Annotated in this window: 28 protein-coding genes and 1 pseudogene; 13 read left to right on the top strand and 16 right to left on the bottom strand. The window is 71.0% G+C overall.

Annotated features, from left to right (window positions below; translation table 11 throughout):
- On the bottom strand, positions 1 to 144 hold a 144-nt coding region (locus ACOJVU_RS16465), incomplete at its 3' end, for an imidazolonepropionase-like domain-containing protein (RefSeq protein ID WP_421530746.1).
- A gap of 66 nt (positions 145 to 210) precedes the next feature.
- On the opposite strand from ACOJVU_RS16465, the gene fadD8 reads away from it, so the two are divergent.
- From fadD8 to ACOJVU_RS16415, 10 genes are all read left to right on the top strand, one after another.
- Positions 211 to 1,812 carry a fatty-acid--CoA ligase FadD8 gene (gene fadD8 / locus ACOJVU_RS16460; protein WP_421530739.1) on the top strand — a complete coding sequence of 534 codons (1,602 nt, stop codon included), beginning with the start codon at positions 211 to 213 and terminating at the stop codon, positions 1,810 to 1,812.
- Between the two features lie 142 nt (positions 1,813 to 1,954).
- Positions 1,955 to 2,095, top strand: coding sequence for a hypothetical protein (locus ACOJVU_RS16455; protein ID WP_421530747.1), 141 nt, complete (start codon positions 1,955 to 1,957; stop codon positions 2,093 to 2,095).
- Entirely contained in the window at positions 2,088 to 3,002 is a 915-nt protein-coding gene (locus tag ACOJVU_RS16450) for a 1,4-dihydroxy-2-naphthoyl-CoA synthase (protein ID WP_421530738.1), read from the top strand. The genes ACOJVU_RS16455 and ACOJVU_RS16450 overlap by 8 nt, the downstream gene beginning before the upstream one ends.
- Positions 3,003 to 3,084: 82 nt before the next feature.
- Entirely contained in the window at positions 3,085 to 3,981 is an 897-nt protein-coding gene (locus ACOJVU_RS16445; RefSeq protein WP_421530737.1) for an SDR family oxidoreductase, read from the top strand.
- Positions 3,982 to 4,013: 32 nt separating this feature from the next.
- Entirely contained in the window at positions 4,014 to 4,421 is a 408-nt protein-coding gene (locus ACOJVU_RS16440) for a VOC family protein (protein WP_421530736.1), read from the top strand.
- Between the two features lie 97 nt (positions 4,422 to 4,518).
- Entirely contained in the window at positions 4,519 to 5,763 is a 1,245-nt protein-coding gene (locus ACOJVU_RS16435; protein WP_421530735.1) for an inorganic phosphate transporter, read from the top strand.
- Positions 5,760 to 6,059, top strand: a complete 300-nt coding sequence (locus ACOJVU_RS16430) for a hypothetical protein (RefSeq protein WP_421530734.1) — start codon at positions 5,760 to 5,762, stop codon at positions 6,057 to 6,059. Before ACOJVU_RS16435 ends, ACOJVU_RS16430 begins: the two co-directional genes overlap by 4 nt.
- Before the next feature lie 54 nt (positions 6,060 to 6,113).
- On the top strand, positions 6,114 to 6,416 hold the full coding sequence (locus ACOJVU_RS16425; protein ID WP_421530733.1) for a DUF3349 domain-containing protein: 303 nt from the start codon (positions 6,114 to 6,116) through the stop codon (positions 6,414 to 6,416).
- Between the two features lie 68 nt (positions 6,417 to 6,484).
- Positions 6,485 to 7,576, top strand: coding sequence for an o-succinylbenzoate--CoA ligase (gene menE / locus ACOJVU_RS16420; protein ID WP_421530745.1), 1,092 nt, complete (start codon positions 6,485 to 6,487; stop codon positions 7,574 to 7,576).
- 17 nt (positions 7,577 to 7,593) lie between these two features.
- Entirely contained in the window at positions 7,594 to 8,952 is a 1,359-nt protein-coding gene (locus ACOJVU_RS16415; protein WP_421530744.1) for a hypothetical protein, read from the top strand.
- A 15-nt stretch (positions 8,953 to 8,967) separates the two neighbouring features.
- Here ACOJVU_RS16415 and ACOJVU_RS16410 read toward each other — a convergent pair whose 3' ends face one another.
- The 4 genes from ACOJVU_RS16410 to ACOJVU_RS16395 form a co-directional block, all read right to left on the bottom strand.
- Positions 8,968 to 9,708, bottom strand: coding sequence for a DUF732 domain-containing protein (locus ACOJVU_RS16410; RefSeq protein WP_421530732.1), 741 nt, complete (start codon positions 9,706 to 9,708; stop codon positions 8,968 to 8,970).
- 123 nt (positions 9,709 to 9,831) lie between these two features.
- A complete protein-coding gene (locus ACOJVU_RS16405; RefSeq protein WP_421530731.1) occupies positions 9,832 to 10,494 on the bottom strand; it encodes a TIGR04282 family arsenosugar biosynthesis glycosyltransferase in 663 nt (220 codons plus the stop codon).
- The gene (locus ACOJVU_RS16400; RefSeq protein WP_421530730.1) at positions 10,491 to 11,150 is read right to left on the bottom strand and encodes a glycosyltransferase family 2 protein; all 660 of its coding nucleotides are present in this window, start codon (positions 11,148 to 11,150) and stop codon (positions 10,491 to 10,493) included. The genes ACOJVU_RS16405 and ACOJVU_RS16400 overlap by 4 nt, the downstream gene beginning before the upstream one ends.
- A gap of 11 nt (positions 11,151 to 11,161) precedes the next feature.
- Positions 11,162 to 12,949, bottom strand: a complete 1,788-nt coding sequence (locus tag ACOJVU_RS16395) for a hypothetical protein (RefSeq protein WP_421530729.1) — start codon at positions 12,947 to 12,949, stop codon at positions 11,162 to 11,164.
- 284 nt (positions 12,950 to 13,233) lie between these two features.
- On the opposite strand from ACOJVU_RS16395, the gene ACOJVU_RS16390 reads away from it, so the two are divergent.
- Positions 13,234 to 14,868 carry a hypothetical protein gene (locus ACOJVU_RS16390; RefSeq protein WP_421530728.1) on the top strand — a complete coding sequence of 545 codons (1,635 nt, stop codon included), beginning with the start codon at positions 13,234 to 13,236 and terminating at the stop codon, positions 14,866 to 14,868.
- A gap of 9 nt (positions 14,869 to 14,877) precedes the next feature.
- On the opposite strand, the gene ACOJVU_RS16385 is transcribed toward ACOJVU_RS16390, so the two are convergent.
- Both ACOJVU_RS16385 and ACOJVU_RS16380 read right to left on the bottom strand, forming a co-directional pair.
- The gene (locus ACOJVU_RS16385; RefSeq protein WP_421530727.1) at positions 14,878 to 15,912 is read right to left on the bottom strand and encodes an NAD-dependent epimerase/dehydratase family protein; all 1,035 of its coding nucleotides are present in this window, start codon (positions 15,910 to 15,912) and stop codon (positions 14,878 to 14,880) included.
- Positions 15,909 to 16,685 carry an S-methyl-5'-thioadenosine phosphorylase gene (locus tag ACOJVU_RS16380; protein WP_421530726.1) on the bottom strand — a complete coding sequence of 259 codons (777 nt, stop codon included), beginning with the start codon at positions 16,683 to 16,685 and terminating at the stop codon, positions 15,909 to 15,911. Before ACOJVU_RS16380 ends, ACOJVU_RS16385 begins: the two co-directional genes overlap by 4 nt.
- A gap of 60 nt (positions 16,686 to 16,745) precedes the next feature.
- On the opposite strand from ACOJVU_RS16380, the gene ACOJVU_RS16375 reads away from it, so the two are divergent.
- Positions 16,746 to 17,618, top strand: coding sequence for a 1,4-dihydroxy-2-naphthoate polyprenyltransferase (locus ACOJVU_RS16375; RefSeq protein ID WP_421530725.1), 873 nt, complete (start codon positions 16,746 to 16,748; stop codon positions 17,616 to 17,618).
- A 5-nt stretch (positions 17,619 to 17,623) separates the two neighbouring features.
- Here the strand turns inward: ACOJVU_RS16375 and ACOJVU_RS16370 are convergent, their stop codons facing one another.
- Positions 17,624 to 17,947 carry a DUF4229 domain-containing protein gene (locus ACOJVU_RS16370; protein WP_421530743.1) on the bottom strand — a complete coding sequence of 108 codons (324 nt, stop codon included), beginning with the start codon at positions 17,945 to 17,947 and terminating at the stop codon, positions 17,624 to 17,626.
- A 72-nt stretch (positions 17,948 to 18,019) separates the two neighbouring features.
- Here ACOJVU_RS16370 and ACOJVU_RS16365 point away from each other — a divergent pair, with 72 nt between their 5' ends.
- On the top strand, positions 18,020 to 18,181 hold the full coding sequence (locus ACOJVU_RS16365) for a hypothetical protein (RefSeq protein WP_421530724.1): 162 nt from the start codon (positions 18,020 to 18,022) through the stop codon (positions 18,179 to 18,181).
- Positions 18,182 to 18,187: 6 nt separating this feature from the next.
- Here the strand turns inward: ACOJVU_RS16365 and ACOJVU_RS16360 are convergent, their stop codons facing one another.
- From ACOJVU_RS16360 to ACOJVU_RS16325, 8 genes and pseudogenes are all read right to left on the bottom strand, one after another.
- Positions 18,188 to 19,507 (bottom strand): AAA family ATPase, encoded by a 1,320-nt coding sequence (locus ACOJVU_RS16360; RefSeq protein WP_421530742.1) that lies wholly within the window; start codon positions 19,505 to 19,507, stop codon positions 18,188 to 18,190.
- Between the two features lie 37 nt (positions 19,508 to 19,544).
- A complete protein-coding gene (ccsB, locus tag ACOJVU_RS16355; protein ID WP_421530723.1) occupies positions 19,545 to 20,531 on the bottom strand; it encodes a c-type cytochrome biogenesis protein CcsB in 987 nt (328 codons plus the stop codon).
- The gene (locus tag ACOJVU_RS16350) at positions 20,528 to 22,123 is read right to left on the bottom strand and encodes a cytochrome c biogenesis protein ResB (protein ID WP_421530741.1); all 1,596 of its coding nucleotides are present in this window, start codon (positions 22,121 to 22,123) and stop codon (positions 20,528 to 20,530) included. The genes ccsB and ACOJVU_RS16350 overlap by 4 nt, the downstream gene beginning before the upstream one ends.
- A 47-nt stretch (positions 22,124 to 22,170) precedes the next feature.
- Positions 22,171 to 22,962 (bottom strand): cytochrome c biogenesis CcdA family protein, encoded by a 792-nt coding sequence (locus tag ACOJVU_RS16345; RefSeq protein WP_421530722.1) that lies wholly within the window; start codon positions 22,960 to 22,962, stop codon positions 22,171 to 22,173.
- Positions 22,959 to 23,573 (bottom strand): TlpA disulfide reductase family protein, encoded by a 615-nt coding sequence (locus tag ACOJVU_RS16340; protein ID WP_421530740.1) that lies wholly within the window; start codon positions 23,571 to 23,573, stop codon positions 22,959 to 22,961. The genes ACOJVU_RS16345 and ACOJVU_RS16340 overlap by 4 nt, the downstream gene beginning before the upstream one ends.
- A gap of 32 nt (positions 23,574 to 23,605) precedes the next feature.
- Positions 23,606 to 24,217: a histidine phosphatase family protein gene (locus ACOJVU_RS16335; RefSeq protein ID WP_421530721.1), complete on the bottom strand. Its 612-nt coding sequence runs from the start codon at positions 24,215 to 24,217 to the stop codon at positions 23,606 to 23,608.
- Positions 24,217 to 25,548, bottom strand: a complete 1,332-nt coding sequence (hemL, locus tag ACOJVU_RS16330) for a glutamate-1-semialdehyde 2,1-aminomutase (RefSeq protein WP_421530720.1) — start codon at positions 25,546 to 25,548, stop codon at positions 24,217 to 24,219. Before hemL ends, ACOJVU_RS16335 begins: the two co-directional genes overlap by 1 nt.
- 129 nt (positions 25,549 to 25,677) lie before the next feature.
- A pseudogene (locus ACOJVU_RS16325) lies at positions 25,678 to 25,819 on the bottom strand (hypothetical protein); the annotation flags it as partial.

Below are 25,819 nucleotides of genomic sequence, written 5' to 3'. Positions count from 1 at the left end.
GCCGGCGCCGACGAGCGCGGCCACCTCGGCACGGGTCCCGACGGCGACGATGCGGCCGTCGGCGACGGCGAGCGCCTCGGCGGTGGGCCGCGACTCGTCGACGGTCAGTACGGTTCCGGTGAAGACCAGATCAGCGTGCGCCATGTGCAGGAATCGTAGTGCCGTACGGGTGTGGCCGACCGGAATTGCAACACGTTCTAGTCTTGGCCCATGAGCGATGATCTGCTGCGCCATCCCATTCATTCCGGACACCTGACCGTCGGCGCGCTCAAGCGCAACAAGGACAAGCCGGTGCTGCATCTCGGCGACACCACGCTGACCGGTGGTCAGCTCGCCGAGCGCATCAGCCAGTACATTCAGGCGTTCGAGGCGCTCGGTGCGGGCACCGGCGCGACGGTCGGGCTGCTGTCGCTGAACCGGCCCGAGGTGCTCATGATCATCGGCGCCGGCCAGACGCAGGGTTACCGGCGGGTGGCACTGCATCCGCTGGGCTCCCTGGACGACCACGCCTACGTGCTGGCCGACGCCGGCGTGACGTCGCTGATCATCGACCCCACCCCGATGTTCGTCGAGCGGGCGCTGGGCCTGCTGGAGAAGGTGCCCGTCCTCAAGCAGGTCCTGACCATCGGCCCGGTCCCCGAGGCGCTGGGCGACGCCGCGGTGGACGTGGTGGCCGAAGCCGCGAAGTATGCGCCGAAGCCGTTGGTGGCGGCCGACCTTCCGCCCGACCACATCGGCGGGATGGCCTACACCGGCGGCACCACCGGCAAGCCCAAGGGCGTGCTGGGCACCGCGCAGTCGATCACCACGATGACCACGATCCAGCTCGCCGAGTGGGAGTGGCCGGAAAACCCGCGCTTCCTGATGTGCACCCCGCTGTCGCACGCCGGGGCGGCGTTCTTCGTGCCGACGATCATCAAGGGCGGCGAGCTGGTCGTGCTGACCAAGTTCGATCCGGCCGAGGTGCTGCGGGTGATCGAGGAGCAGCAGATCACCGCGACCATGCTGGTGCCGTCGATGATCTACGCGCTGATGGACCACCCGGACTCGCACAGCCGCGACCTGTCCTCGCTGGAGACGGTCTACTACGGCGCCTCGGCGATGAACCCGGTGCGGCTGGCCGAGGCCATCCGCCGCTTCGGGCCGATCTTCGCCCAGTACTACGGCCAGTCCGAGGCCCCGATGGTGATCTCGTATCTGGCCAAGCAGGACCACGACGAGAAGCGACTCACCTCCTGCGGGCGGCCCACCCTGTTCGCCCGCACCGCGCTGCTGGACGCCGAGGGCAACCCGGTGCCCCAAGGCGAGGTCGGCGAGATCTGCGTGTCCGGGCCGCTGCTTTCCGGCGGCTACTGGAACCTGCCGGAGGAGACGGCCAAGACGTTCTCCGGCGGCTGGCTGCACACCGGTGACATGGCCCGCGAGGACTCCGACGGCTTCTGGTTCATCGTCGACCGGGTCAAGGACATGATCGTCACCGGCGGGTTCAACGTGTTCCCGCGCGAGGTCGAGGACGTCGTCGCCGAGCACCCGGCCGTCGCGCAGGTGTGCGTGATCGGCACGCCGGACGAGAAGTGGGGCGAGGCCGTCACCGCGGTGATCGTGCTGCGGCCCGACCATCCCTGCGACGAGGAGTCGGTGGCGCGGGTGACCGTCGAGATCCAGGCCGCGGTCAAGGAGCGCAAGGGTTCGGTGCAGTCGCCCAAGCAGGTGATCGTCGTCGAGTCGGTGCCGGTGACCGCGCTGGGCAAGCCCGACAAGAAGGCCGTGCGGGCCCGGTTCTGGGACGGCGCCGGCCGCGCGGTCGGCTAGGTTGTCGCCGAACGTGACGCTGCAGTCACATTCGCGGCCCAGCGTGACTGTGGTGTCACATTCGAACGCCCAAATAGCCGCGACGCCTGCGACCAGCTACCGGGCCCACCGCCTGACTACTGTGTCAGGCGGTGGGCCCGGCATGGCAACTGCTGGCGGGCCCGGTGTCAAGAAGCGGTCGGGGCTGATCAACGAATGGCGGCCCGAAGAGTTCGAGGCGTTGGCGGGGATCTGCCCGTTCTTCCGTTTCGACCCTGTGGAGGAGTTCAACAACATTGAGTGACAATCCGTTCGACGCGCAGGCGTGGCGGCCCGTCTCGGAAATCGACGCCGGGTTCGCCGACCTGACCGACATCACCTACCACCGCCACGTCACCGACGCCACGGTGAGGGTGGCGTTCAACCGGCCCGAGGTGCGCAACGCCTTCCGGCCGCACACCGTCGACGAGTTGTACCGCGCGCTCGACCACGCCCGGATGTCGCCCGACGTGGGCGTGGTGCTGCTGACCGGCAACGGCCCCTCTCCCAAGGACGGCGGCTGGGCGTTCTGCTCGGGCGGCGACCAGCGCATCCGCGGACGCTCCGGCTACCAGTACGCGAGCGGGGACACCGCCGACACCGTCGACGCCGCCCGCGCCGGGCGGCTGCACATCCTCGAGGTGCAGCGGCTGATCCGGTTCATGCCCAAGGTGGTCATCTGCCTGGTCAACGGGTGGGCGGCCGGCGGGGGGCACAGCCTGCACGTGGTCTGCGACCTCACCCTGGCCAGCCGCGAACACGCCCGGTTCAAGCAGACCGACGCCGACGTAGGCAGCTTCGACGGCGGCTACGGCAGCGCGTACCTGGCCCGCCAGGTGGGCCAGAAGTTCGCCCGAGAGATCTTCTTCCTCGGCCGCACCTACACCGCCGAGCAGATGCACCACATGGGCGCGGTCAACGAGGTCGTCGACCACGCCGACCTGGAGCGGGTGGCCCTACAGTGGGCGACCGAGATCAACGCCAAATCGCCGCAGGCACAACGCATGCTGAAGTTCGCGTTCAATCTGCTCGATGACGGGCTGGTCGGCCAGCAGCTGTTCGCCGGGGAGGCCACCCGGCTGGCGTACATGACCGACGAGGCCGTCGAAGGCCGCGACGCCTTCCTGCAGAAGCGCCCGCCCGATTGGAGCCCGTTCCCCCGGTATTTCTGACGCCGAGGCTGTAAAACCGCAGCGAAAGTTCGAGTAGCGGCCTGCAAAATTACCGGCTGACGGAAAAACTAGACTCCCCACGATGAGTACAAACCCGCTACGCCGCTTCACCGACCAGCTGGTGCTGGCGACCATGCGGCCGCCCGCCGCGCCGCAGGTGCTGGTCAACCGGCCCGCGATGAAACCGATCGACCTGGCCGGCAAGCGGATCCTGATCACCGGGGCGTCCTCGGGCATCGGGGAGGCCGCCGCCGAGCAGTTCGCCCGCCTCGGAGCCACCGTCGTCGTGGTCGCCCGCCGCCGCGAGCTGCTCGACGCGGTCGCCGAGCGGATCACCGCCGCCAAAGGCACCGCGCTGGCGATGCCCTGCGACATTTCGGACATGGACGCTGTCGACGCACTGGTCGCCGACGTCGAGCAGCGCCTCGGCGGCGTCGACATCCTGGTCAACAACGCCGCCCGGTCCATTCGCCGGCCGCTGGCGGAGTCGCTGGAGCGCTGGCACGACGTCGAGCGGACCATGGTGCTCAACTACTACGCGCCGCTGCGGCTCATCCGCGGGCTGGCTCCCGGGATGCTCGAGCGCGGCGACGGCCACGTCATCAACGTCTCGACGTGGGGCGTCCTCTCGGAGGCCTCCCCGTTGTTTGCGGTGTACAACGCCTCCAAGGCCGCGCTGTCGATGGTGAGCCGGGTGGTGGAGACCGAGTGGGGCCGAAAGGGAGTGCACTCGACGACCCTGTACTACCCGCTGGTGGCCACGCCGATGATCGCCCCGACGAAGGCCTACCAGGGGGTCCCCGCCCTGTCGTCGGCCGAGGCCGCCAAGTGGATGATCACCGCGGCGCGCACCCGGCCGGTGCGGATCGCGCCGCGGATGGCGATCGCGGCCAAAGCGCTCGACACCATCGGCCCCCGCTGGGTGAACGCGCTCATGCAACGGCAGCGTCTTCAGCCCAACCGCGCGGCCGACAGTTGAGCCGGCCGGTCAACGCTGATAGACACGACAACATGGAGATCCTGGCCAGCCGGATGCTGCTCCGGCCGGTGGACTACCCGCGATCGCTGAGCTTCTACCGGGATCAGATCGGTCTGGCGATCTTCCGCGACTACGGAGGCGGCACAGTGTTCTTCGCCGGGCAGTCGCTGCTCGAGCTGGCCGGCTACGGCTCCCCCGACCATTCGCGGGGACCGTTTCCCGGTGCCCTGTGGCTCCAGGTCCGCGACCTCGCGCAGACCCAGGCCGAGCTGCGGGGCCGCGGGGTGGCGATTGCCCGCGAGGCCCGCGAAGAACCGTGGGGCCTGCACGAGATGCAGGTGACCGACCCGGACGGCATCACCCTGATCTTCGTCGAGATCCCGCCTGAGCATCCCCTTCGCCGCGACACCCGCGGTGAACGCGGGCCCACGCCAGGTTAGCGGCGAGGCAACTTATGGCGACGGTTCACGGTAAACCCGCGTTCGCGGTCTTGCTGCAGTCGACAATGCAATCTCCCGACCACCAGAATCAGGCGCTGTGAACATCAATTTGTTCCTCTTGATCATCGTCGTGATCACCGCACTCGCTTTCGATTTCACGAACGGCTTCCACGACACCGGCAACGCCATGGCGACCTCGATCGCCAGCGGCGCGCTCAAGCCCAAAGTGGCCGTCGGGCTGTCCGCGGTGCTCAACCTGGCAGGCACCTTCATGTCCACGGCGGTGGCCGCCACGATCGCCAAGGGTCTGATCGACGAGCACATCGTGACGCTGGAGCTGGTGTTCGCCGGCCTGGTCGGCGGCGTCGTCTGGAACCTGATGACCTGGTTGCTCGGCATCCCGTCGAGTTCCTCGCACGCACTGGTCGGCGGCATCGTCGGCGCCACGATCGCCGCTGTGGGCGGGCACGGAGTGCTCTGGAAGGGCGTGGTGTCCAAGGTGCTCATCCCGGCCGTCGTGGCCGCGATCCTGGCCATCGCCGTCGGGGCGATCGCGACCTGGCTGGTCTACCGGGTCACCCGCGGTGTCCGGGCCCAGCGCACCGAGGCCGGGTTCCGCTACGGCCAGTGGGGCTCGGCGTCACTGGTGTCCCTGGCGCACGGCACCGGCGACGCACAGAAGACGATGGGCATCATCTTCCTGGCGCTGATCTCCTACGGGTCGATCAGCGCCAGCGCCCCGATGCCGCCACTGTGGGTCATCGTGTGCTGCGCCGTCGCGATGGCCTCGGGCACCTACCTGGGCGGCTGGCGGATCATCCGCACGCTGGGCAAAGGTCTGGTTGAGATCCAGTCGCCGCAGGGCATGGCCGCCGAATCGTCCTCGGCCGCGGTGATCCTGATGTCCACGCACTTCGGCTACGCCCTGTCGACGACGCAGGTGTGCACCGGTTCCGTGCTGGGCAGCGGGCTGGGCAAGCCGGGCGGCGAGGTGCGCTGGGGCGTGGCCGGCCGGATGGTGGTCGCGTGGCTAGTCACCCTCCCGCTGGCCGGGCTCGTCGGCGCGGTGACCTACTGGATTGTCCACCTCATCGGCGGATACCCCGGCGCGATCATCGGCTTCGGGCTGCTGGTCGCCGCCTCGACCGTGATCTACATCCGGTCGCGCAAGGTCAAAGTCGACCACAACAACGTCAACTCCGAATGGGAGGGCAGCCTGACCGAGGGCCTGGACGCGCCGGAGGAGCTCCCGCCGCCGACCGGGATGGTGACGGCCCACGCCGGTGCACCGCCCCGGTCGGGCTCCGAGGACCCCACGGTCGGCGCGGGAAACCTGTCATGAGCGGCTTCGGCCAGTGGTTCAACTACCAGGCCTCCCTGAAGATCCTGGTGTTCAGCATGCTGGCCGGCGCCGCCCTTCCTGGGTTGTTCGCCCTCGGGCTGCGGCTGCAGGCCATGGGCGCCGGGGACATCACCACCAGCGGCGCCACGTCGGAGCGTAACCGGGCACTGACCGGGCTCGCGTGGGCAATTTACGCCGTTGTGGTCGCCGTGATCCTGCTCGCTCTGGCCTACGTCTCCCGGGATTTCATCGCGCACCACATCGGGCATCCGTTCCTCGGAGCAAAGACCACGTAGGATCGGGGCCGGGTCTTCACTAACGCCGAGGCCGCGCCCGGAACAGGTTGGACAGTGAACGGATTCCTCAGCTCGATCGTGGCCTGGCTGCGCGCCGGCTATCCCGAAGGCGTTCCCCCCACCGACACCTTCGCGGTCCTCGCGTTGCTCACCCGCCGGTTGAGCCACGACGAGGTCCTCGCCGTGGCCGATGAACTGATCCAGCGAGACGAACTCGACCACATCGACATCGGCGTGGCCATCACCCAGATCACCGACGAGCTGCCGTCGCCGGCCGACGTCGAGCGGGTGCGCGCGCGGCTGGCCGCGCAGCGCTGGCCGTTTGACGACGAGCACAGCAACGGAGAGCACGCATAGCCGTCCTGCAAGCGCTCAGCGTCCCGGCGGGCAGCGCCGTTCCCGTGCTGCGGCCCGCCCTGGAACGGGTGCTGGACGGGCGCGGTCCCGCGCTGGTGGCCGTGCCGGCCGACCCCGACCCCGAGGCGCTGCGCGCATTGCGGGTCGGGTTGCGAATAGGCGAGGACGTCGACGACGACGTGGCGCTCGTCGTGACGACGTCGGGCACGACCGGGTCCCCCAAGGGTGCCCTGCTGACCGCCGCCGCCCTGCGGGCCAGTGCGTCGGCCACCCATGAGCGGCTCGGCGGGCCGGGCGCCTGGCTGCTGGCCTTGCCGCCCCATCACATCGCCGGGATCCAGGTGGTGGTGCGCAGCGTGCTCGCCGGCGTAGAGCCCGTCGAACTCGACGTCTCCGCCGGCTTCGATCCCGCCGAATTGCCCGGCGCGATCGGCCGGCTCAGCGCCGGCCGCCGCTACACCTCGCTGGTGGCCGCCCAGCTGGCCAAGTCGCTGGCCGACCCGACAGCCGCGGCCGCCCTCGCCGAACTCGATGCCGTGCTGCTCGGCGGCGGGCCGGCACCGGACCAGGTCCTAGACGCCGCGGCCGCGGCCGGCGTCACGGTGGTGCGCACCTACGGGATGAGCGAGACCGCGGGCGGCTGCGTCTACGACGGTGTCCCGCTCGACGGGATCCGGTTGCGGGTGAGCGGCGACGGGCGCGTCGTGATCGGGGGCGCGACGCTGGCCAAGGGTTACCGCAACCCGGTCGTCCCCGACCCGTTCGCCGAGCCGGGCTGGTTTCGCACCGACGACCTCGGCGCCCTCGACGACGCGGGTGTGCTGACGGTGCTCGGCCGCGCCGACGACGCGATCAGCACCGGCGGGTTGACGGTGCTGCCACAACTCGTCGAGGCGGCGCTGGGCACCCACCCCGGGGTGCGCGAGTGCGCGGTGTTCGGCCTGCCCGACGACCGGTTCGGACAGCGGGTCGTCGCCGCGGTGGTGCCCGCCGACGGTTGCGCCCCGCCGACGCTGGACGCCGTGCGCGACCACGTGGGACGCACACTGGACGCCACCGCGGCACCCCGCGAACTGCACGTCATCGACACGCTGCCGCGCCGCGGCATCGGCAAGCTCGACCGGCGGGCGCTGGTGCGGCGGTTCTCCCCTCGTCGGTAGGCTCGTCGATCGTGACGATCGCGCTCCGGGGATACGCCGGGGAGGTGGCGGCGGTCGCGGTCGGGGTTGCCGTGGTGGCGGCCGCGTTCGTGCTACCGCGCATGCACATCGGCGTCACTCCGCTGCACGGCGTCGGCCCGGAAAGGTTCGCCACACACGCCGGTGCGGCACCGATCTTCGGGGCGTGGGAGATCCATGCCGGCTGGGGCAGCGGCCCGGCCATTTTGCTGGCCGTGGCCGCGGTGGTCTGGGGAAACGCTGTAGCTCAACGGCTTTCGTGGCGGGTATTGACTCTGTGCACCTGGGCCACCGCGTGCGCGTGGGCGTTGGCGCTGGCGCTGATCGACGGTTGGCAGCGGGGTTTCGCAGGCCGGCTGACCACCCGGGACGAGTATCTGTACGAGGTTCCGGAAATCACCGACATCCCCGCCGCGGTGCGCGCGTTCGCCGGCCGGATCCTCGACGGGCAGCCGAACTCCTGGACGACACACGTCTCCGGGCATCCCCCGGGTGCGCTGCTGACGTTCGTCTGGATGGACCGCATCGGCCTGCACGGCGGCGTCTGGGCCGGCCTGTTGTGCCTGTTGGTCGGGTCGAGCGCGGCGGCGGCCGTGGTCGTCGCGGTGCGCGCGCTGGCCGGCGAGCCCGCTGCGCGGCTGGTCGCGCCGTTCGTCGCCGTGGCTCCGACGGCGATCTGGGTGGCAGTTTCCGCCGACGGATACTTCGCCGGTGTCGCGGCCTGGGGTATCGCGCTGCTGGCGGTGGCAGTCCACCGGACGGTCCGATTCCCCCCTCTGGCCGCCGCCGGTGCGGGCCTGCTGCTGGGATGGGGAGTCTTCCTCAGCTATGGCCTGATCCTGATGGGGCTGCCGGCGCTGGCCGTGCTGGTGTCGGCGCCCGGCCGGTCCGCCGCCCTGCGGACTCTGGGCGTGGCCGCTGCGGCGGCACTGGCGGTTGCGATTGCGTTCGGCGTTGCCGGGTTCTCCTGGTTTGATGGTTATACCCTGGTGCAGCAACGCTATTGGCAGGGTATCGCCAAAGACCGGCCATTCGCCTACTGGTGGTGGGCCAATCTGGCGTGCGTGGTGTGCGCGATCGGACTGGGCAGCGTGGCCGGGCTGATCCGGGTGTTCGACGTGGCCGCGCTGCGGCGCCGCTGCGGATTGCATCTGGTGTTGCTGGGCGTGCTGGCCGCGATCCTCAGCGCGGACCTGAGCGAACTGAGCAAGGCCGAGGTGGAACGGATCTGGCTGCCGTTCACCGTCTGGCTCACCGCGGCGCCCGCATTGCTGCCAGTGCGGTCGCATCGCGTGTGGCTGGCGGTCAACGCCGCCGGGGCACTGCTGGTGAACAGCGTGATCGTGACGCACTGGTAGAGACTGGGGTGCCTCTCAGGGCGCGAGCCTGACCCAGCCCGGTGACATGGGCGCCGACGGCGGGACCGGAGCTGCGCCGTCGTCTCCACCACCCCCATTGCCATTCGCCCCGTCGTCGCCGATGCCGCCGCCCGGTTGCGGGGCCTGCGCAGGGGCCGGCGGCCGCTGCGGGGAGGGTAATCGTTTCGGCGGAGGCGGTGCCGCAACCGGCCGGGGAGGCGAGACCAGGGGCGGAACGTCCGGCGGCGGCGCCGGAATGTCCGGCGGATCGGGGGTGAGTCTCCCCAGGGGAAGTACCCGGGCGCGCAGGGAGACAGGATGCGCCGGAGCGCCGGACTGCCCCGCGCCAGCAGCCGTGATGGAAACGATCTTGCTGCGGTCGCCCGGGCAGTAGGCCTCGACCGACGCGGTGATGAACCGGGTGACGGTGGAGATGACGCGGCGCTCGGGGACTCCGCGCCAGGACGGGTTGATCAGCGCATGGTCCTTCATGTCGTCCACGAGGGAGTCCACCGCCATGCCGCCGTCGAGTTCGCGGCAGACCTTGTGGGCGGTGGAGATCAGGCTCGGCACTCCCTTGAGCGCGGGAATCTGTTCCTGTTCGAGCAGATCGAGGAAGTGCGCGTCCTGGTTCGGGTCGGCCGCGGCCGCACCGCCGGACACAGAGATGCTGCCGGTGAGCACGATGAGGGCGGTGACCAGTGCGCCGGCGTGACTGGCGACGGCGGCGGCGACGACGGTGGTAGTGGTGGACATCGAGACTCCGTTCCGCGGAGGGCCATCGCCGAACGGGCTCTGGACGGTGATCGACACCGCGCCTGTTGTTACCTGGTCAGCATTCCCCCGGCACCCATCACCGAAACGCTGCGGTGGCCGTCGTTAAAACCCCGCCACGCGGGCAGCCCGCGCAAAGCGGCTCTCGGCTGCGCACACCGCACGCACACCGGCAATGTCGCCGACTACGTCGAAGTCAGCCAGTTGTTCCACAACTGTAACGTCGATTCCATTGGCGCGCAAGGCCTTCAGGGTGAGTTGCCCGGTGTCGGGTTGCGACATCGGGACGGTGCGCAAACATTCGGCCAGCGCCGGCACCGCCACCCCGAGCGCCCACCAGCCGCCGTCGCACGCCGGGCCGAGGACGGCCGGCGCTTCGAGTAGCCGTTGCGCGCAACCGGCCAACAACGCGGCGGTCACCTGCGGGGTGTCCATCCCGATCTGCAGCACCGGACACCCGTTTGAGGAATCAGCGTGCGCGTTGGCAAGCCGGTCGCCGAATTCGTTGCCGCGCTGCGCGATCACGGTGAACGATTCCATTCGCCGACGGATCTCGGCGGCACCCGCGGCAGCGTCCAGGTCGCCGGTGAGCGCGACCACCCGGGCGGCCACCGGAGTGGCGGCCACGGCGTCCAGCGTGTCCAGCAGCGCGGCCGCGGCGATGTCGGCGGCGACCCGTTCACCAACCGTGCTGGCGAGCCTGGTCTTGGCCAGGCCGGGCTCCGGCGCCTTGGCGACGACCAGCAACGTCACGGGCAGCACTGTCACGAGATCACCTTCCAGAAGTCCAGGATCGCGATGATGCTGCCCCGCAGCGACCCGCTGACCTTGGATCTGCCGCCGGTCCGGGGACCGTAGCCGACGTCCAGCTCGACCACGCGCCAGCCGGCCGCCGCGGCACGGACCAACAGTTCCAGCGGATAGCCGGAGCGCCTGTCGACGATCCCGAGATCCAGCAGCGCCTCGCGCCGCGCCACCCGCATCGGCGCGATGTCGTGCACGGGCAGGCCGTGGCGGGCGCGCAAACGCCAGCTCATCACGACGGTGCCCAGTCGCGCGACCCACGGCCAGTGCAGTCCCGCCACTGGCCGCCGACGGCCGATCACCAGGTCGGCGTCGTCGAGCGCAGCGACCAACCGCGGCAGATCACCAGGGTCCAGCGAACCGTCGGCGTCGAGGACCGCGACGATCGGGGTTGTCGCAGCGACCACCCCGGCATGCACGGCGGACCCGTACCCGGGCCGAGGCTCGACGACAACCCGGGCCCCGTGGCGGCGCGCGACGCCGGCGGTGTCGTCGGTGCTGCCGTTGTCGACGACCAGCGCTCGGTAGCCGTCGGGAATGGCCGCCAATACGGCCGGCAGTGATTCCGCCTCGTCGAGACAGGGCAGCACCACCGTGACAGGGACGTCCAGGTCCGGCATGGGCGGCCGATTCAGAATCCGGAGCCGTGATGCCCGCCGCCCGCACCGCCCGGTTCCTGCGGGATCTGCGGCTTCGGCGCCACCGGCTGGGGTGCCTGAGTCTGGGGCTGCGTGTACGTCGGCACCGGCGCCTCGGTCTGGGGCGCCTCGGTCTGGGGCGCCTGAGTCTGGGGCGCCTGAGTCTGGGGCTGCGTGCTGGGGATGGTCGACGGCTCGGTGGGGGTCACGGGGGCCATCGTCGTGGACGGTGGGTTGTAGGTCGTTGTCAGCGGGTTGTAGGTCGTTGTCGGCGGGCTCGACGTCGTGGGCGGACGCGACGTCGTTGGGCTGGACCTCGTTGACGGGCTCGTCGGGCTCGACGTCGTCACCGGGCTCGACGTTGTCACCGGGCTCGACGTCGTCACCGGGCTCGACGTCGGCGGCGGTGTGTAGGTTGGCGCCGCCGGGTTCGGGTACTGCGGCTGCCAACCCGGGAACGGGATCGGAATCGGGATCGGAACGGGAATCGGCACATTGGGGAGGGGGTTGGGCCCGAAGCCCGGGCCGCCCGGTAAGGACGGGGCTTCGGGCGCCCGGGGCGCATTCGGAGCGGGGCCGCCACCAACCGGTGGCGGCCCCGGCTTGGGGGCTGCGCCCCCGTTCGACGGGGACGGAATGGTGCCGCCCTGGAACCCTGCGTCGGGTCGGTCCGGCGGCGGTGGCGGCACCGGGGCCTGCTGTTGGGTCGGCAACAACGGCATGAACTTGCCCGGGGCGGCGTTCTGGTGACCCACCACGGGTTCCTGACTGGCGGTCGGCCGCACCGCGATCGTCACCGCGACGGCCAGCGACGCGAACCCGACGACCGCGAACCCGATGACGGCGTTGCCGATCAGCAGCGCACGCCGATTCAGCGGCGCCCGCCTGGCGTCGCAGTCGCCGTATTCCTCGCTGTAGCGATCCCCGTAGTCGTCGAAGGTGGGCACCAGCTCGGAGTCGCCGGCCATCGAGTAGGCCAGCTGCTGTTCCTCCGCGTCAAGCTCGAGCGCGGGGGCAAGCGCGGTCGCATCACCGCCCGGCAGCATCGCCGTTTCGTCACCCGTGAGCATCGGCGCTGCCCGCGTGGCGTCCGGCGCACCGACGGTCGGGGCCGCCGCCAGCGCCGCGCCCCGGGCCAGGGCGAACGTAGGGTCGCCGGGAATCTGCACCCGGACGGTGGCATCGCCGATCTGGTCGGCGATGCGGGTCAGTTCGGCGGCGGCGTGATCGGAAGCGCCGACCAGATAGACCTCGTCGGGAGCATCGGGATGCTCGCCGAGCCTGGCCATCAGCGTGTCGAACGTCGCGGTGGCCTCACCGCCGGCCAGCGGCCCCGACGCCAACAGGGTTGGCGGCGCTTCCGCCTCGCCGGAGCCAGGGCCGAAGCCAGGGCCGGAGCCGGAGCCCATCAGCGAGAGCGTCGCCGTCTCGTCGTCGACCACCAGCGCCGCGCCGGGCCGCCCGGCCGCCCGCATCAGGGCCGCCAGCGCGCGTGACTCCGAGAGCACCGCGACGTTGAGGACACCGGAATCTTCCAGCGCCCGTCGCAGCTGCTCGGCCTTGGGATTGTCCGTCCAGCACAGCCGGGTGCCGACCAGGCGGTGACTCTCGTCGACCAGCAGCCGGTTCGTGCCGACCACGGTCTCGGTCAAGTTCCCGACCGGGTTGTCGCCGAGGTCGACAACGGACTGGTCGATCACGTCATTGCCCCCGCCGGCGGGGCCCAGCAAGGCCAAGCGGGCAACGGGACCCGCGACCGCGACCCCCAAAACGACGTCCATCCCGGCTCTCCTTCGGCTGGCGACCCCGCAGCCAGCAATGTCCCGGCATCACTACACTGCGATACCGTCGCAAGTACCAGTTTCACCTACGAGCGCAACCGCACCAGCGTCGGCGAACGACGGCACGGTCGCCGCTCGGCGACACCCGCGGGCAGCCGCCACCGCGGCTTCCGAACAGAGACCATGGTCGCAAGCGAACAGCGCAGTCGGCCGGCCGGGGTGTGCCCCGGCGGGCCCACCGAACTCGCGCCGGCGGTGACCGTCCTTGAGACCCGGGGGGCCTCGTGAACCACAGCATCGACGACACGCCTACCGGCCCTGTCGGAGGGCAGACTCAGCGCCTGGCCGCGGCCGCCGCGCACCGGGCCCCGGGGTGGACCACGGTCCCCGACCTGACGGCTACCGCCCTGCTCGTCGTCGCACCACTACTGCCGTGGAACGTGTATTTCGGCCTCGGGATCCCGCACAGCAGCGTCACCGCGTTCACCGCGCTGTTCGCGGTGACGCTGCTGTCGCTGCTGTCCCTGGGCGTCACGCGACTGGGCCCCGTTCGGTCCCGTCCCGCAGTGGCCGGACGGCTCCGCGTCGTTTTCAACGTGCCCTATCTACTGCTGGTACTGGCCTTCGTCGGGTTCGACGTGTTCGAGACGGTCCGTTTCGCCGGCACCGTGCACGTTCCGGGCGGTGTCGGGCCGGGGGCGTGGCTCGGTGTCGCGGGCGCGCTGTTGAGCGCACAGCCGGCCGGCACCGATCAAGCGGACGGCCGGTTCCCACTCGTCCGGGTCCTTGGCTACGCATCGATGCTCGGGGCGACGCTCAGCTTCGGCTTCAACCTGTACTGGCGGGTGAAGTACGCGCTGGGCGGCTCCGGGTTCGGCAAGCAGAACGTCGCGGTCATCACCAGCGCGGTGGTGTACGGGGTGGTGGCCCTGGCCGCAGTCCTCGTCGCGTCCACCTGGCTCGTCCGCACCACCAAGGCCTCCCGACTGGCCACCGTGGCGCTCGGGGCATCGGCGCTGGCCGCCGGCATCCTGGTGTGGACCCTGCCCGTGGGCCGCGACGTCGACGCATTCCGCGGCATCGCGCAGAACACCTCGACAGCGGGCGTGGGGTTCGAGGGCTACCTCGCCTGGGCGGCGGCCGCGGCGACGTTCGCGCCGCGCACGTTCCTGGGCCACCGGAACGCCGGCACGACCGAGGCGAACGCCTGGCGAGCGGCGGCCCGCAACGGCCTGCTGCTGATCGCCGTCTGGTGCCTGGGGTCGATGGCCATGCGGCTCACCGACCTCGCGGTCGCGGTCAGCCTGAACTACCCGTTCTCCCGCTACGACAGCCTCGTGTTGGCCGGCTTCGACCTGCTCACTGCGACTCTGGCGATCTGGCTGCGCGTCAACCTGGCCAACGACGCGGTCTCGGCGCGGCTGGTGTCGTCGTTGTGCGGGCTTGTCGCCACCCTGAGCATCTCACGCGTCGTGCTGGGCGTCGCGCTGGCGCCGCGGTTCCAGGAGACGCCCAACGCCACCGCACAGAACCCGGTGTACGGCAACGACCTCGCCCAGCAGATCACCAGCGTCTTCGACGTGACGCTGTGCGGGTTGGCCCTGTGCATCCTGACCGCGGCGATCCTCACCGGCCGCCGCCGGCATCAGGGACAGAACCGCCCTTTCACGCGTGCCGCCCCGACCCGGCCGTCGGCGACGCCGACCACGCGCGTCCGGGTGCCCCGCCCCGCCCCGCCCTCGGCGGCGGCGGCGACCCGCATCCCCACGGGCGCCCCCATTGCCGACACCGAGCACCCCACCACCGTGATACCGAAGGTGGGGCCAGGACCGCGGATCTTTCGCGGTGACGACACGGCGACGGGGCAGATTCCCGTGCCGAAGCCAAGGATCTTCCGGTCCCCGCCCGACACGAAATAGTCGGGGAACCTAGCCACGCAACGGCGCGAAAGCAAAGTCGCGCAGCCCATTTCGCGGCTGAATGACCGCCCGGAAGCCCAGCTTCTCGGCGGCCCGGGACGGATCGGCGACGATATGGCGGACGTCGCCGCTGCGGTACTGGCCGGTGATGACCGGCGACAGCGAACCATCGCGCGCATCGCAGAGCGCCGACGCCACCTCCATGATGGAGATCGGCTGTCCCGAGCACACGTTGGCCGCGAGGAACCCGCCGCGGTCGCAGGCCGCCGCGGCCACGTTGGCGGCAGCCACGTCGTCGACGTGGACGAAGTCACGCATCTGGCCGCCGTCCTCGAAAACCCTTGGTGGCGCGCCTTCTTCCACGGAGGACCGGAAGATGGCCGCCACGCCGGAGTATGGGGTGTCACGGGGCATCCCGGGGCCGTAGACGTTGTGGTAGCGCAGCGCCACCACCGATCCGCCCGTCGCCTCCGACCAGGCCAGCGCGTAGTGCTCCTGCGCGGTCTTGCTGGCGGCATACAGGCTGCGCGGCCGCAGGGGGGCGTCCTCGTCGACGAGGCGCCACCGCAGCTCCTCCCCACCGACGGGGCAGCGGTGTTCGAAGACCCCGGCGTCCAGATCGGCGCGCCGGCGCGGCAGCGGGTCGACCCGCCCATGTTCGCGGCAGTGGTAGCACCCCTGCCCGTACACCACCATCGACGACGCGAGCACCAGGCGGCGCACCCCGGCGTCGAACATCTGCGCGAGCAGCACCGTGGTCGCCAGGTCGTTGTGGCCGCCGTAGGCGGGCGCGTCAGCGGCGTCCACGCCGGCCCCGACCATCGCGGCGTGATGGCACACCACGTCGACACCGGCGAGCAGCGGGGCCAGCGCCCCGGCGTCGCGGACGTCGACCCGGTGACACCCGGACGGCAACATCGCGTCCGGGCCGTGCGCGGCCGGCAGCAGCACGTCGACGCCCACCACGTCGTGACCCGCCGCCCGCAGCGCCGCGTCCACCCGCGACCCGATGAAGCCGGCCGCGCCGGTCAGCAGCACCCTCACGGCAGCTCGACGGGCAACGTCACGCCGGTGTGCGGCAGGCAGTGAGTGCAGTTGCGTTCGGAGGACACCCGGGCGATCGCCGCGCGCACCAGCTTCTTGAACGGCTCGACGTTACGCTGGAACTGCGCGAACACCTCGGCGGTCTTCACGCCATCCCCGGACTCTATGCCCGCGTCCAAATCTGTCACCAAAGCTATTGTTGCATAACATATTTCGAGTTCGCGCGCGAGCACCGACTCCGGGTAGCCGGTCATGTTGACCAGGCCGAACCCGGCCGAGGCGAACCACCGACTCTCGGCCCGGGTGGAGAACCGCGGACCCTGGATCACCACCATGGTGCCGCCGTCGACAACGTCGGGCAGGCCGGTGACTGCGGCGCGCAAGGTCGGGCAGTACGGATCGGCGAAATCGACGTGGATGCCGCCGGAGTCGAAGTAGGTGTCGGCGCGGCCCCTCGTGCGGTCGACCAGTTGGTCGGGCACGACGACCGTGCCCGGACCATTGGCCTGGTCCAGGCTGCCGACCGCGCACGGGCCGAATACCCGCCGCACCCCGAGCTTGCGCAGCGCCCACATGTTGGCCCGGTACGGCACGGTGTGCGCCGAGTATTCGTGGGCGGCGCCGTGGCGGGGCAGGAAGGCGACCTCGTGCCCGCCGACGCTGCCGAGCGTGATCTGCGCGCTGGGCCGGCCGTAGGGGGTGTCCACGGCGACGGTGCGAGCGCCGGATCCGAGAAACGTGTAGAAGCCGCTGCCGCCGATGACCCCGAGCATCCGCCCATTCTGGTTCATGGCTGTCGGCGGGAACGCTGCAGGATGTTGCAGGATGGTGCCGTGGCCAGTTTCGGGCAGTGGATCTCGGGGGCGCGGCCGCGGACGCTGCCCAACGCGGTGGCGCCCGTCGTCGCGGGCACCGGCGCCGCGGCGTGGCTGAGCGCCGCGGTGTGGTGGAAGGCGCTGCTGGCGCTGGCCGTCGCGGTCGCGCTGACGGTCGGCGTCAACTACGCCAACGACTACTCCGACGGCGTCCGCGGCACCGACGACGACCGGGCCGGGCCGGTACGGCTGGTCGGGTCACGGCTGGCCGCGCCGCGCTCGGTGCTGGCTGCGGCGTTGGCCGGCCTGACCGTCGCCGCGGCCGCGGGTGTCACGCTCGCGCTGGTGTCCGCGCCGTGGCTCATCGCCATCGGCCCCGCCTGCATCGCGGGGGCCTGGCTCTACACCGGCGGGTCGAGGCCCTACGGCTACGCCGGCTTCGGCGAGGTCGCGGTGTTCGTGTTCTTCGGCTTGGTCGCCGTGCTGGGCACGGAGTACACCCAGGCGCTGCGGGTGGACTGGGTAGGGCTGGTGCTGGCGGTGTCGGCGGGGGCGCTGTCGTCGTCGGTCCTGGTGGCCAACAACCTGCGCGACATCCCCACCGACGCGCGCTCGCACAAGATCACCCTGGCGGTGCGCCTCGGCGATGCCCGCACCCGCACGCTGTATCAGGCGCTGCTGACGACCGCCGGGGCGCTGACCTTGGTGTTGACGGCGGCAACCCCGTGGTGCGCCCTCGGTTTGGCGGCTACACCCCTGGCGCTGCGGGCCGTCGGGCCGGTGCGATCCGGCCGCACCGGCCCCGCGCTGATCCCTGTGCTCCGCGACACCGGCCTGGCGATGATCGTCTGGGCGCTCGCGGTGGCACTGGCGCTGGCGCTGGCGCGTTGATCGGGCTAGTCCTCGGCGACATCCTCACCGACGTCCTCGCCGCGCAGCCGGGCTTGCAGCTGTTGTCGTTCCCGGCGACGGCGTTCACCGACGGTCACGAGCGCCGCGGTCGCGCGTCGGCGCAGCGGGCCGAACAACCAGATGCCGAGCGGCATCGCGATGATCAACGCGAACAGCGCGGCAACGATGACGGGGAACTGGGCTACCCCCAGCAGCCGCGCAATCCCGTAGATGGCACCGGTGAGCACGACCACGAGAAGCAACCGCGCTGCCGCGTAGGGCAAGACACCGCCGATCACACCGACGCTTCGGTCTTCGGCGCCTTCGATGCCGTCGTCGATCGGATCTTCTCCCACGGGTCGAGCCTACGACGCGGGTATATTCGCCCAAGGAGGTGTTGAGTGCTCTACTTGCTCGTCGTCCTGGTTCTGGGGACCCTCATCTACGTCGGCTGGCGTGCGGCGCGGATGCAGAACAACCGGCCCAAGAGTCGCGTCATCGGGCCCGACGACGATCCCGACTTCCTCCGACGATTGGGCCATGGGGACAACAACCCTCACTGAACGCTCTCAGACCGGCCCCGGGTTGCGCTGGTCTCCACCGAACCCGTCGGCGACGACGGCCGCCAGCTCGACCAGCGCCTCGCGCGTCTCCCGCCGCAAACGGTCCAGGCTGATCTCGGCACCCTCCTCGAGATGAGGGTCGAACGGAATGGTCTGCACGGCGCGGCACCGGCGCGCGAAGTGGTCGACCACCTTGTCCATGTCGACCTTGCCCGTCCGCGGGCGCACCGCGTTGATCACGGCGATCGCGTCGCGCACCAGATGTTCGTGGCCGTGTGCGTCCAGCCAATCCAGCGTCGCCGAGGCGCTCCGCGCGCCGTCGATGGAGCCCGAGCTGACGACGACAAGTCCGTCGGCCTTGTTCAACACCGACGACATCGCCGAGTGCAGGAGCCCGGTGCCGCAGTCGGTGAGCACCAATCCGTAGAACCGCTCCAGGATGTCCAGGGTGCGGTCGTAGTCGGCGGCGCTGAACGCCTCCGACACCGCGGGGTCGGTCTCCGACGCCAGCACCTCCAGCCCGCTCGGCCCCTTGGAGGTGTACCGGCGGACGTCGCTGTAGCGTTCCACGCTTCCGGCGTCGTGCAACAGCTCGCGCACGGTCGCCGCCGTCTCCAGCGGCACCTTCTGGCTCAGGGTGCCGCGGTCGGGGTTGGCGTCGACGGCCACCACCCGGTCGCCGCGGATGTCGGCGAAGGTCGCGCCCAGCGTGGCGGCGATCGTGGTCTTGCCCACCCCTCCCTTCAGCGACAGAAACGCGATCCGGTAGCAACCCCGCAGCGGCCGGTTGACCTGGGCCACCAGGTTGTTGTAACGCGCGGCCCGGGCGCTCTCGCCGACATTGATCAGCCCGTTGGACAACACGTACAGCAACCGGCGCCAGCCCTCGGTGGGCGGCGGTTTCACCGGGCGCAACAGCATGCTGGTGGACAGCTCCGGGTATGGGGTGTGCGGCAGCGGCTCGGGACGGCGCGGCCCCGAAGGCACGGCTGGCACCGGATGGACTGCCGGCACCGGATGGATCTCCGTGGGCTCCGCCTCCGCCGGTCCGGTGTAGTAGGCGCCGTAGGCCGTCGGGTCGACCCGCGTCATCCCGGTGGCCGGGGTGGACGGCCACTGAGACGCGCCGGGCGGCATACCGGTCTGCCTGCCCGGGCCGGAGAGCCGCCGCTCGGTGCGGAAACCGGTGAAGGCGCGGGTCGGGGCGTCGCCGCTGGGCTCCGCCGGTGCCGCACCCTGCTGTCCGGGAGGCCCCTGGACAGGCAACCGCCTGGTGTGCTGATCGGGCCCTTCGACGCCCGTCGTCGGCTCCTCGGACACGTGCACTCCCCCTGGATCGGTGATGTGGTCGGTCGCCCGTATGTCAGCCCACGCCCGCATACGAATGCAGGCCCACGGTCACCAGATTAACGAAGAACAGGTTGAAGACCATGGCCACGAACCCCACGACGTTGATCCAGGCCGCTTTCCTGTCCCGCCACCCTGCGGTCGACCGCGCGTGCAGGTAGGCCGCGTACACCACCCACGCGACGAAAGACACCGTCTCCTTGGGATCCCAACCCCAATACCTGCCCCAGGCCTCTTCGGCCCAGATGGCGCCGAAGATCACGCCGAAACCGAACACCGGGAACGCGAAGATCGTGGTGCGGTAGGCGATGCGGTCCAGCGTCTGCGCATCCGGGAACCGCTGCACGACTCGGGCCAGGGTGCCCTCGGCGTCCCGGCTCTCGGGGTCCCCGAACCGCGACGTCCGCAACAGGAACAGCACACTGGCGATGCCGGCGACCATGAACACCCCCGACCCGAGGCTGACCACCGACACGTGGATGGGCAGCCAGTAGGACTGCAGCGCGGGCATCACCGGAGCGGCGTTGGTATAGAGCCAGCGGCCCGACACCGTCAGCAGGATCAGGATCGGCACCAGTAGGAAGACCCACAGCGGGCGGTGCTGGGGACGACGCAGCATGACGGCGCCGGCGAGCAGGCCGCACAGACACGTCAGGTTGATGAACTCGTACATGTTGCCCCACGGCGGGCGCAGGGTGGCCAGACCGCGCAGCACGACACAGGCCAGCAGGAGCCCGATGCCGAGGTACACCACGGCCAGCCCGGCCCGACCGGTGCGTTCGTCGATGGGCCGCACGGGGAGAGCGTCCACGATGCCGGGAACGGCGCTGTCGGCGCCGACGGAGCCCGCTGCCACCCGCTCGCGGCGGTCCACGCGGCGCCCGCCGGCGTAGGCCAGCTCGACGGCGAGCAACAGCAATGCGACCACCAGGGCCACCACGGCCGAGGTGAATGCCCAGTCCGAGTAGCGTGCCAGGGAGACGTTGACGTGCAGGGTGTTCATGTGATGTCCACCTGAGAACTCCTTACGGACGCGGGGGGAGCCTCGCTGCCGCCGGGGTCGCCGAGGCCGGCCAGCAGTCGCCCGGTCAGTCGCTCGAACTCGTCGCCCCAACCGGCGTTGTCGGTGCGGGCCAGACCACCCATTTCGACGTTCACCGTACCCGGGGCCGTTTCGCCGGCCGGTGTGAGACGGACCCACACCCGGCGCCGGCGCACCAGCAGCGACATCACCAGACCGGCCATCATCGTGACGGCGAAAACCAGCACCCAGACCTGACCCGGATCGTGGGAGACCTGCAGGTTCACGAACGGCACCGCGCCGTCGAAGCGGACGACGGTGCCCGCCGCGGGGCCCTGCTGGATCCGGACCTCCTGGCCGGGGCGCAGGTTGACCCGCTTCTCCCGGGTCAGCCGGCCCTGCTGGAGCAACCGCGGGTCCAGGGTGAACAGCGACTGAGGCCGGCCGCTGTCCAGCCCGGTGTCGCCGCGGTAGACGTCGACGGCCACCGCGGGGGCGGTCAGGGCCGGGAATCGCGAGGACAGCAGCGTGCCGTCGAGCTGCTCGGTCGGCGCGAGCAGGCCCTGGATCGCGATCTGGTGTTTACGGCGCTCGATGGGGTCGGGGTAGGTGCCGGCGGGCGGGTCGATGCGCACCACGCCCGACGACAGCAGGGTGCGCGGGTTGTCGGGCCGCCACTGCACGGTCGACGTGCGGGTCTGACCGTCCGGGAATGTCACGGTGAAGGTGGGAGCGTATCCGTGGCCCTGCAGGTAGATGCGGTCGCCGCCGACGCGCAGCGGGTGGTTGACCTCCAGCCGGTAGGGATGCCAGCTGTCGGCGGCGAGGTCACCGCCCGCCTGGTAGGCGATGTCGGCGACGTAGGAGGTGGCCTGCCCGGACGGCAGGTAGTGCGCCGCGAAGTCGTCGACCCGGATGCAGATCGGGTGCAGCGACGTGCCGTCGACGGTGTTTCCGGCCCGAAACGAATCGAACGCGGCCGGAGAGGCCGAGCAGAAACCGGGTCCGCCGTCGGCGATGACGATCACGTTGCCCTCGTAGCCGAACAGTTTGCCGACGGCCACCGCGACCAGCAGGCCCAGCAGCGAGAAGTGGAACGCCAGGTTGCCGAACTCGCGCAGATAGCCCTTCTCCGCGGCCACTTCGACGGTGTCGGGCGCACCGCCAGCCTGCTGGCGGATGGCGGTGCGCCAGCCGCGCAGCCGCCCGGCGATCGTGTTGGCCAGGGCGTTCAGCTCCCCGGAGCCGGCGTGCAGCTGCGCTTCGGCGTGCTTGGGTAGCCGGGTCAGGTTGCGCGGCGCGGCCACCGGTGTGGCGCGCAGGCTGTGCGCGTGCTCGATCATGCGCGGGGTGAGACACCCCATTAGCGAGACGAACAGCAGCACGTACACGGCGGTGAACCAGAAGCTGGAGAACACGTCGAAGGCCTGCAGGCGGTCCAGCCATGGGCCGATCAGCGGGTGGGACGCGATGTAGTCGTCGACCTTGCCGGCGTTGAGGCTGCGCTGGGGCAGCAGCGCACCGGGGATGGCGCCCAGTGCGAGCAGCACCAGCAGCACCAGCGCGGTGCCCATCGAGGTCAGCGTGCGCCAGGTGTTGCGCCCCCAGGCGAGTACCCGCCTCAAATCGGCAGCCTGACGTCGGAGACGAACGCGTCGCGCAGCCACGACACGACGTCGTTCCACACCCCGGTGACCAGCAGCGCGCCGACCGCGATCAGCAGCGCGCCGCCGAAGATCTGGATGCCGCGGGTGTGCCGCCGCAGCCAGCTCACGCCGGCCACCGCCCCCGCCGAGCCGAATGCCAGCGCCACGAACGGGATTCCCAAACCCAGGCAGTAGGCGATGACCAGCACGATCCCGCGAACGACGTTGGCCCCCTGGGTGGCCGAGGCCACCGTGATCACCCCGGTCAGCGTGGGGCCCAGGCACGGCGTCCAGCCCAGTGCGAACACCGCGCCGAGCAGCGGCGCACCGGCCACCGTCGTGAACTGCCGCGGGCGCAACCGCGCTTGCCGCTGCAGCGCCGGGATCAGGCCCACGAACACCAGCCCCATCACGATGGTCAGCACGCCGCCCACCCGCTGCAGCAGCAACTGGTTGGTGATCAGCGTGGTCGTCATGCCCAGCACGGCGACGGTGCCCAGCACGAACACGGTCGTGAACCCGGCGACGAACAACGCGGCCGACCCCGCGACCCGCCACCGGGCCGAACTCGCGGGGCGCCACACGGCGTGGTGCGCACCCGGTGGCGGCTGCGCGTCCACCCCGACCACGGCCGCCAGATACGACAGGTAGCCCGGCACCAGCGGCACCACGCACGGTGAGGCGAACGACACCAGCCCGGCGAGCAGGCACACGCCGAGGGCCAGCACCAGCGGCCCGGCAGCGGCGATGTGGGCGAAGCCGCTCATCGCGACGCGGCCTCGCCGGACGGGGACTCGCGGGCCACCCGCTCCACCACCGGCTGCAGGTCCTCGGCGAGCAACTCCCGCAGGAACACCGCCGCCACCCGGTGCCGGCGGTCCAGCACCAGCGTGGACGGGATCACGGTGGTCGGGTACTTGCCGCCGAACGCGATCAGCGTGCGCATCGCCGGGTCGTAGATGGACGGGTAGGTCACGTGCCGGTCGTCGACGAAGTCCAAGGCGGCCCGGCGGCTGTTGTCGCGGACGTCGATGCCCAGGAACGACACGCCCGAATCGCGGGTGGCGTCATAGACACGCTGCAGTTGGGCGACCTCGGCCCGGCACGGACCGCACCACTGGCCCCACACGTTGACCACCACGACACGGTCGGGGAAGTCCTGCAGCGACAGCGTGCGCGTCGGGTCGGCCAGGTCCGGCCCTGACAGCGGGCCCGGACGGCCACGGCTGGACGGCGGGTCGTAGTAGATGTCGGTCTTGCCACCGGGTGAGACGAACTCGAACGTGCCGCCCTGGGCCACCGCATCGCGGCCGTTGCAGCCGGCCAGCAGCGCGGCCACCAGCGCCGCCGCCACCGCCAGGCGCCGCTTCGGGGTCAGCTTCGGGCTCAACTTCGGGGTCAGATTCGGGGTCAACAAGGCGCCGCCGGCTCGGAGTACTCGACGTCGATCAGGCGGTCGCCGTCATAGACCAGGGTGGTGACCGAGGCCAGCCCGCACTCGCGGCGCCGCGGGTCGTGCCAGAGCCGCCTGCCGGTCAGGTGCAGCCGCAGCGTCCACACCGGCAGTTGGTGGCTCACGCAGACCACCTCCTGACCCGCGCCACGGGCGCGCGCCTTGTCCACCGCGCTGCTCATCCGCGCCGCGATCTCGACGTAGGGCTCACCCCAGGACGGGGTGAACGGGTTGCGCAGGCGCCACCAGAACCGGGGGTCGCGCCACGCGCCGTCGCCCGGGCTGACGCAGCAGCCCTCGAAGACGTTGGCCGACTCGATCAGGTCGGCGTCGGTGTCGACGGACAGGTTGTGCAGGGCCGCGATCGGTGCGGCGGTCTCCTGGGCCCGCTGCAGCGGGGACGCGATCACCGCGGCGATGTCGCGGCCGGCCATCGCGCCGGCGACGGCGGCCGCCTGCGCCCTGCCCTGCTCGGACAGGCGGAACCCGGGCAGCCGGCCGTAGAGGATCCCGTTCGGGTTATGCACCTCGCCGTGACGTATCACGTGCACCCGGGTGTGTTCGGCCATCAGGGTCGGTCCTCTCCGGTGGCCGCCGCGGCCGCGCGGGCGGCGTGGGGCAGCGCCGCGGCGATGGTGTCGAACGCGGCCTCGTCCAGCGCGGCCGAGACGAACCACGCCTCGAAGGCGCTGCATGGAGGGTAGACGCCGGCGTCCAGCAGGGCGTGGAAGAAGGCCGGAAAGCGCCACGTCTGGCTGGCGCGTGCGGCGGTGAAGTCGGTCACCGGCGCCTCGGCGAAAAACACGCTGAACATGTTGCCGGCCCGCGGAATCCGATGCGCCACACCGGCATCGGTGAGCGACTCGGACAGCATCGCGGTCAGGCGGTCGGCGTTGGCGTCCAGCGCGGCGTAGACCGCATCGTCGGCGGCCCGCAGAGTGGCCAGGCCGGCGGCCATCGCCACCGGGTTCCCCGAGAGTGTCCCGGCCTGATACACCGGGCCCAGCGGCGCCAGCCGTTCCATCACCTCCGCGCGCCCGCCGAACGCGGCGGCCGGCAACCCGCCGCTCATCACCTTGCCGAAGGTGAACAGGTCGGCGGCCACGGGATCGATTCCGTACCAACCGCTTCGGCTCACCCGGAAACCGGTCATCACCTCGTCGCTGATGAGCAGCGCCCCGTGCTCGGCGGTGACCGCTCGCAGCGCCGCGTTGTAGCCGGGCGCCGGCGGCACGACGCCCATGTTGCCGGGGCTGGCCTCGGTGATCACCGCCGCGATCTCCTCGCCGAACCGGGCGAAGGTCTGCCGGACCGCCTCGATGTCGTTGTAGGGCAACACGAGGGTGTCGGCCGCGGCCGCCCCGGTGACCCCTGGCGAGGACGGCAGGCCCAGCGTCGCCACCCCGGACCCGGCGTCGGCGAGCAGCGCGTCGGCGTGGCCGTGGTAGCAGCCGGAGAACTTGACAATCTTGGCGCGGCCGGTGAACCCGCGCGCCAGCCGCACCGCGCTCATGGTGGCCTCGGTGCCCGAGTTCACCAGGCGGATCCGCTCGACGGCGGGGACCCGCGCGATGATCTCGGCGGCCAGCTCGCTCTCGGCCGGCGTGGGCGCCCCGAACGACAAGCCCGACGCCGCGGCCCCGGCGACGGCGTCGACGACCGCCGGGTGGGCGTGGCCGAGGATCATCGGACCCCAGGAGCAGACCAGGTCGACGTAGCGGTTGCCGTCGGCGTCGGTGAGCCGGCAGCCGCGCGCCCCGGTGATGAACCGCGGGGTGCCGCCGACGGCGGCGAAGGCGCGGACCGGGGAGTTCACCCCCCCGGGGATGAGCGCGCAGGCGTCGGCGAACAGACGCGCGGACACCGCGGTCGACGTCGTGATCCGCTCCGAACTACCCATGGCCACCAGTGTCCCAGCCCGATCGACACGGTCCACTACAGGGTGTAGCAGACCCGCCGCCTCATGCCCGCCCGCGCTCGCCGCCGACGACCCGCGCAGCTCGACGACTGCGTTGGTGCTCGGTGCCGGTCACGCTACGGCCACCCCGGTCGGATCTTGGCCGACCGGCACGGTGCCGGTGAGGGTGTTGCTGCTCGGGTTGATCACCGACACGGTGTTGCTGCCGGTGTTGGTGACGTAGACGTCCCCGGTCCCCCGTTGCCGCCATTGC

It is taken from the genome of Mycobacterium sp. THU-M104, from assembly GCF_049197365.1.
Lineage (GTDB): Bacteria > Actinomycetota > Actinomycetes > Mycobacteriales > Mycobacteriaceae > Mycobacterium.
The sequence above is the reverse complement of the archived record's forward strand: the minus strand, read 5'-3'. Positions and strand labels throughout refer to the sequence as shown.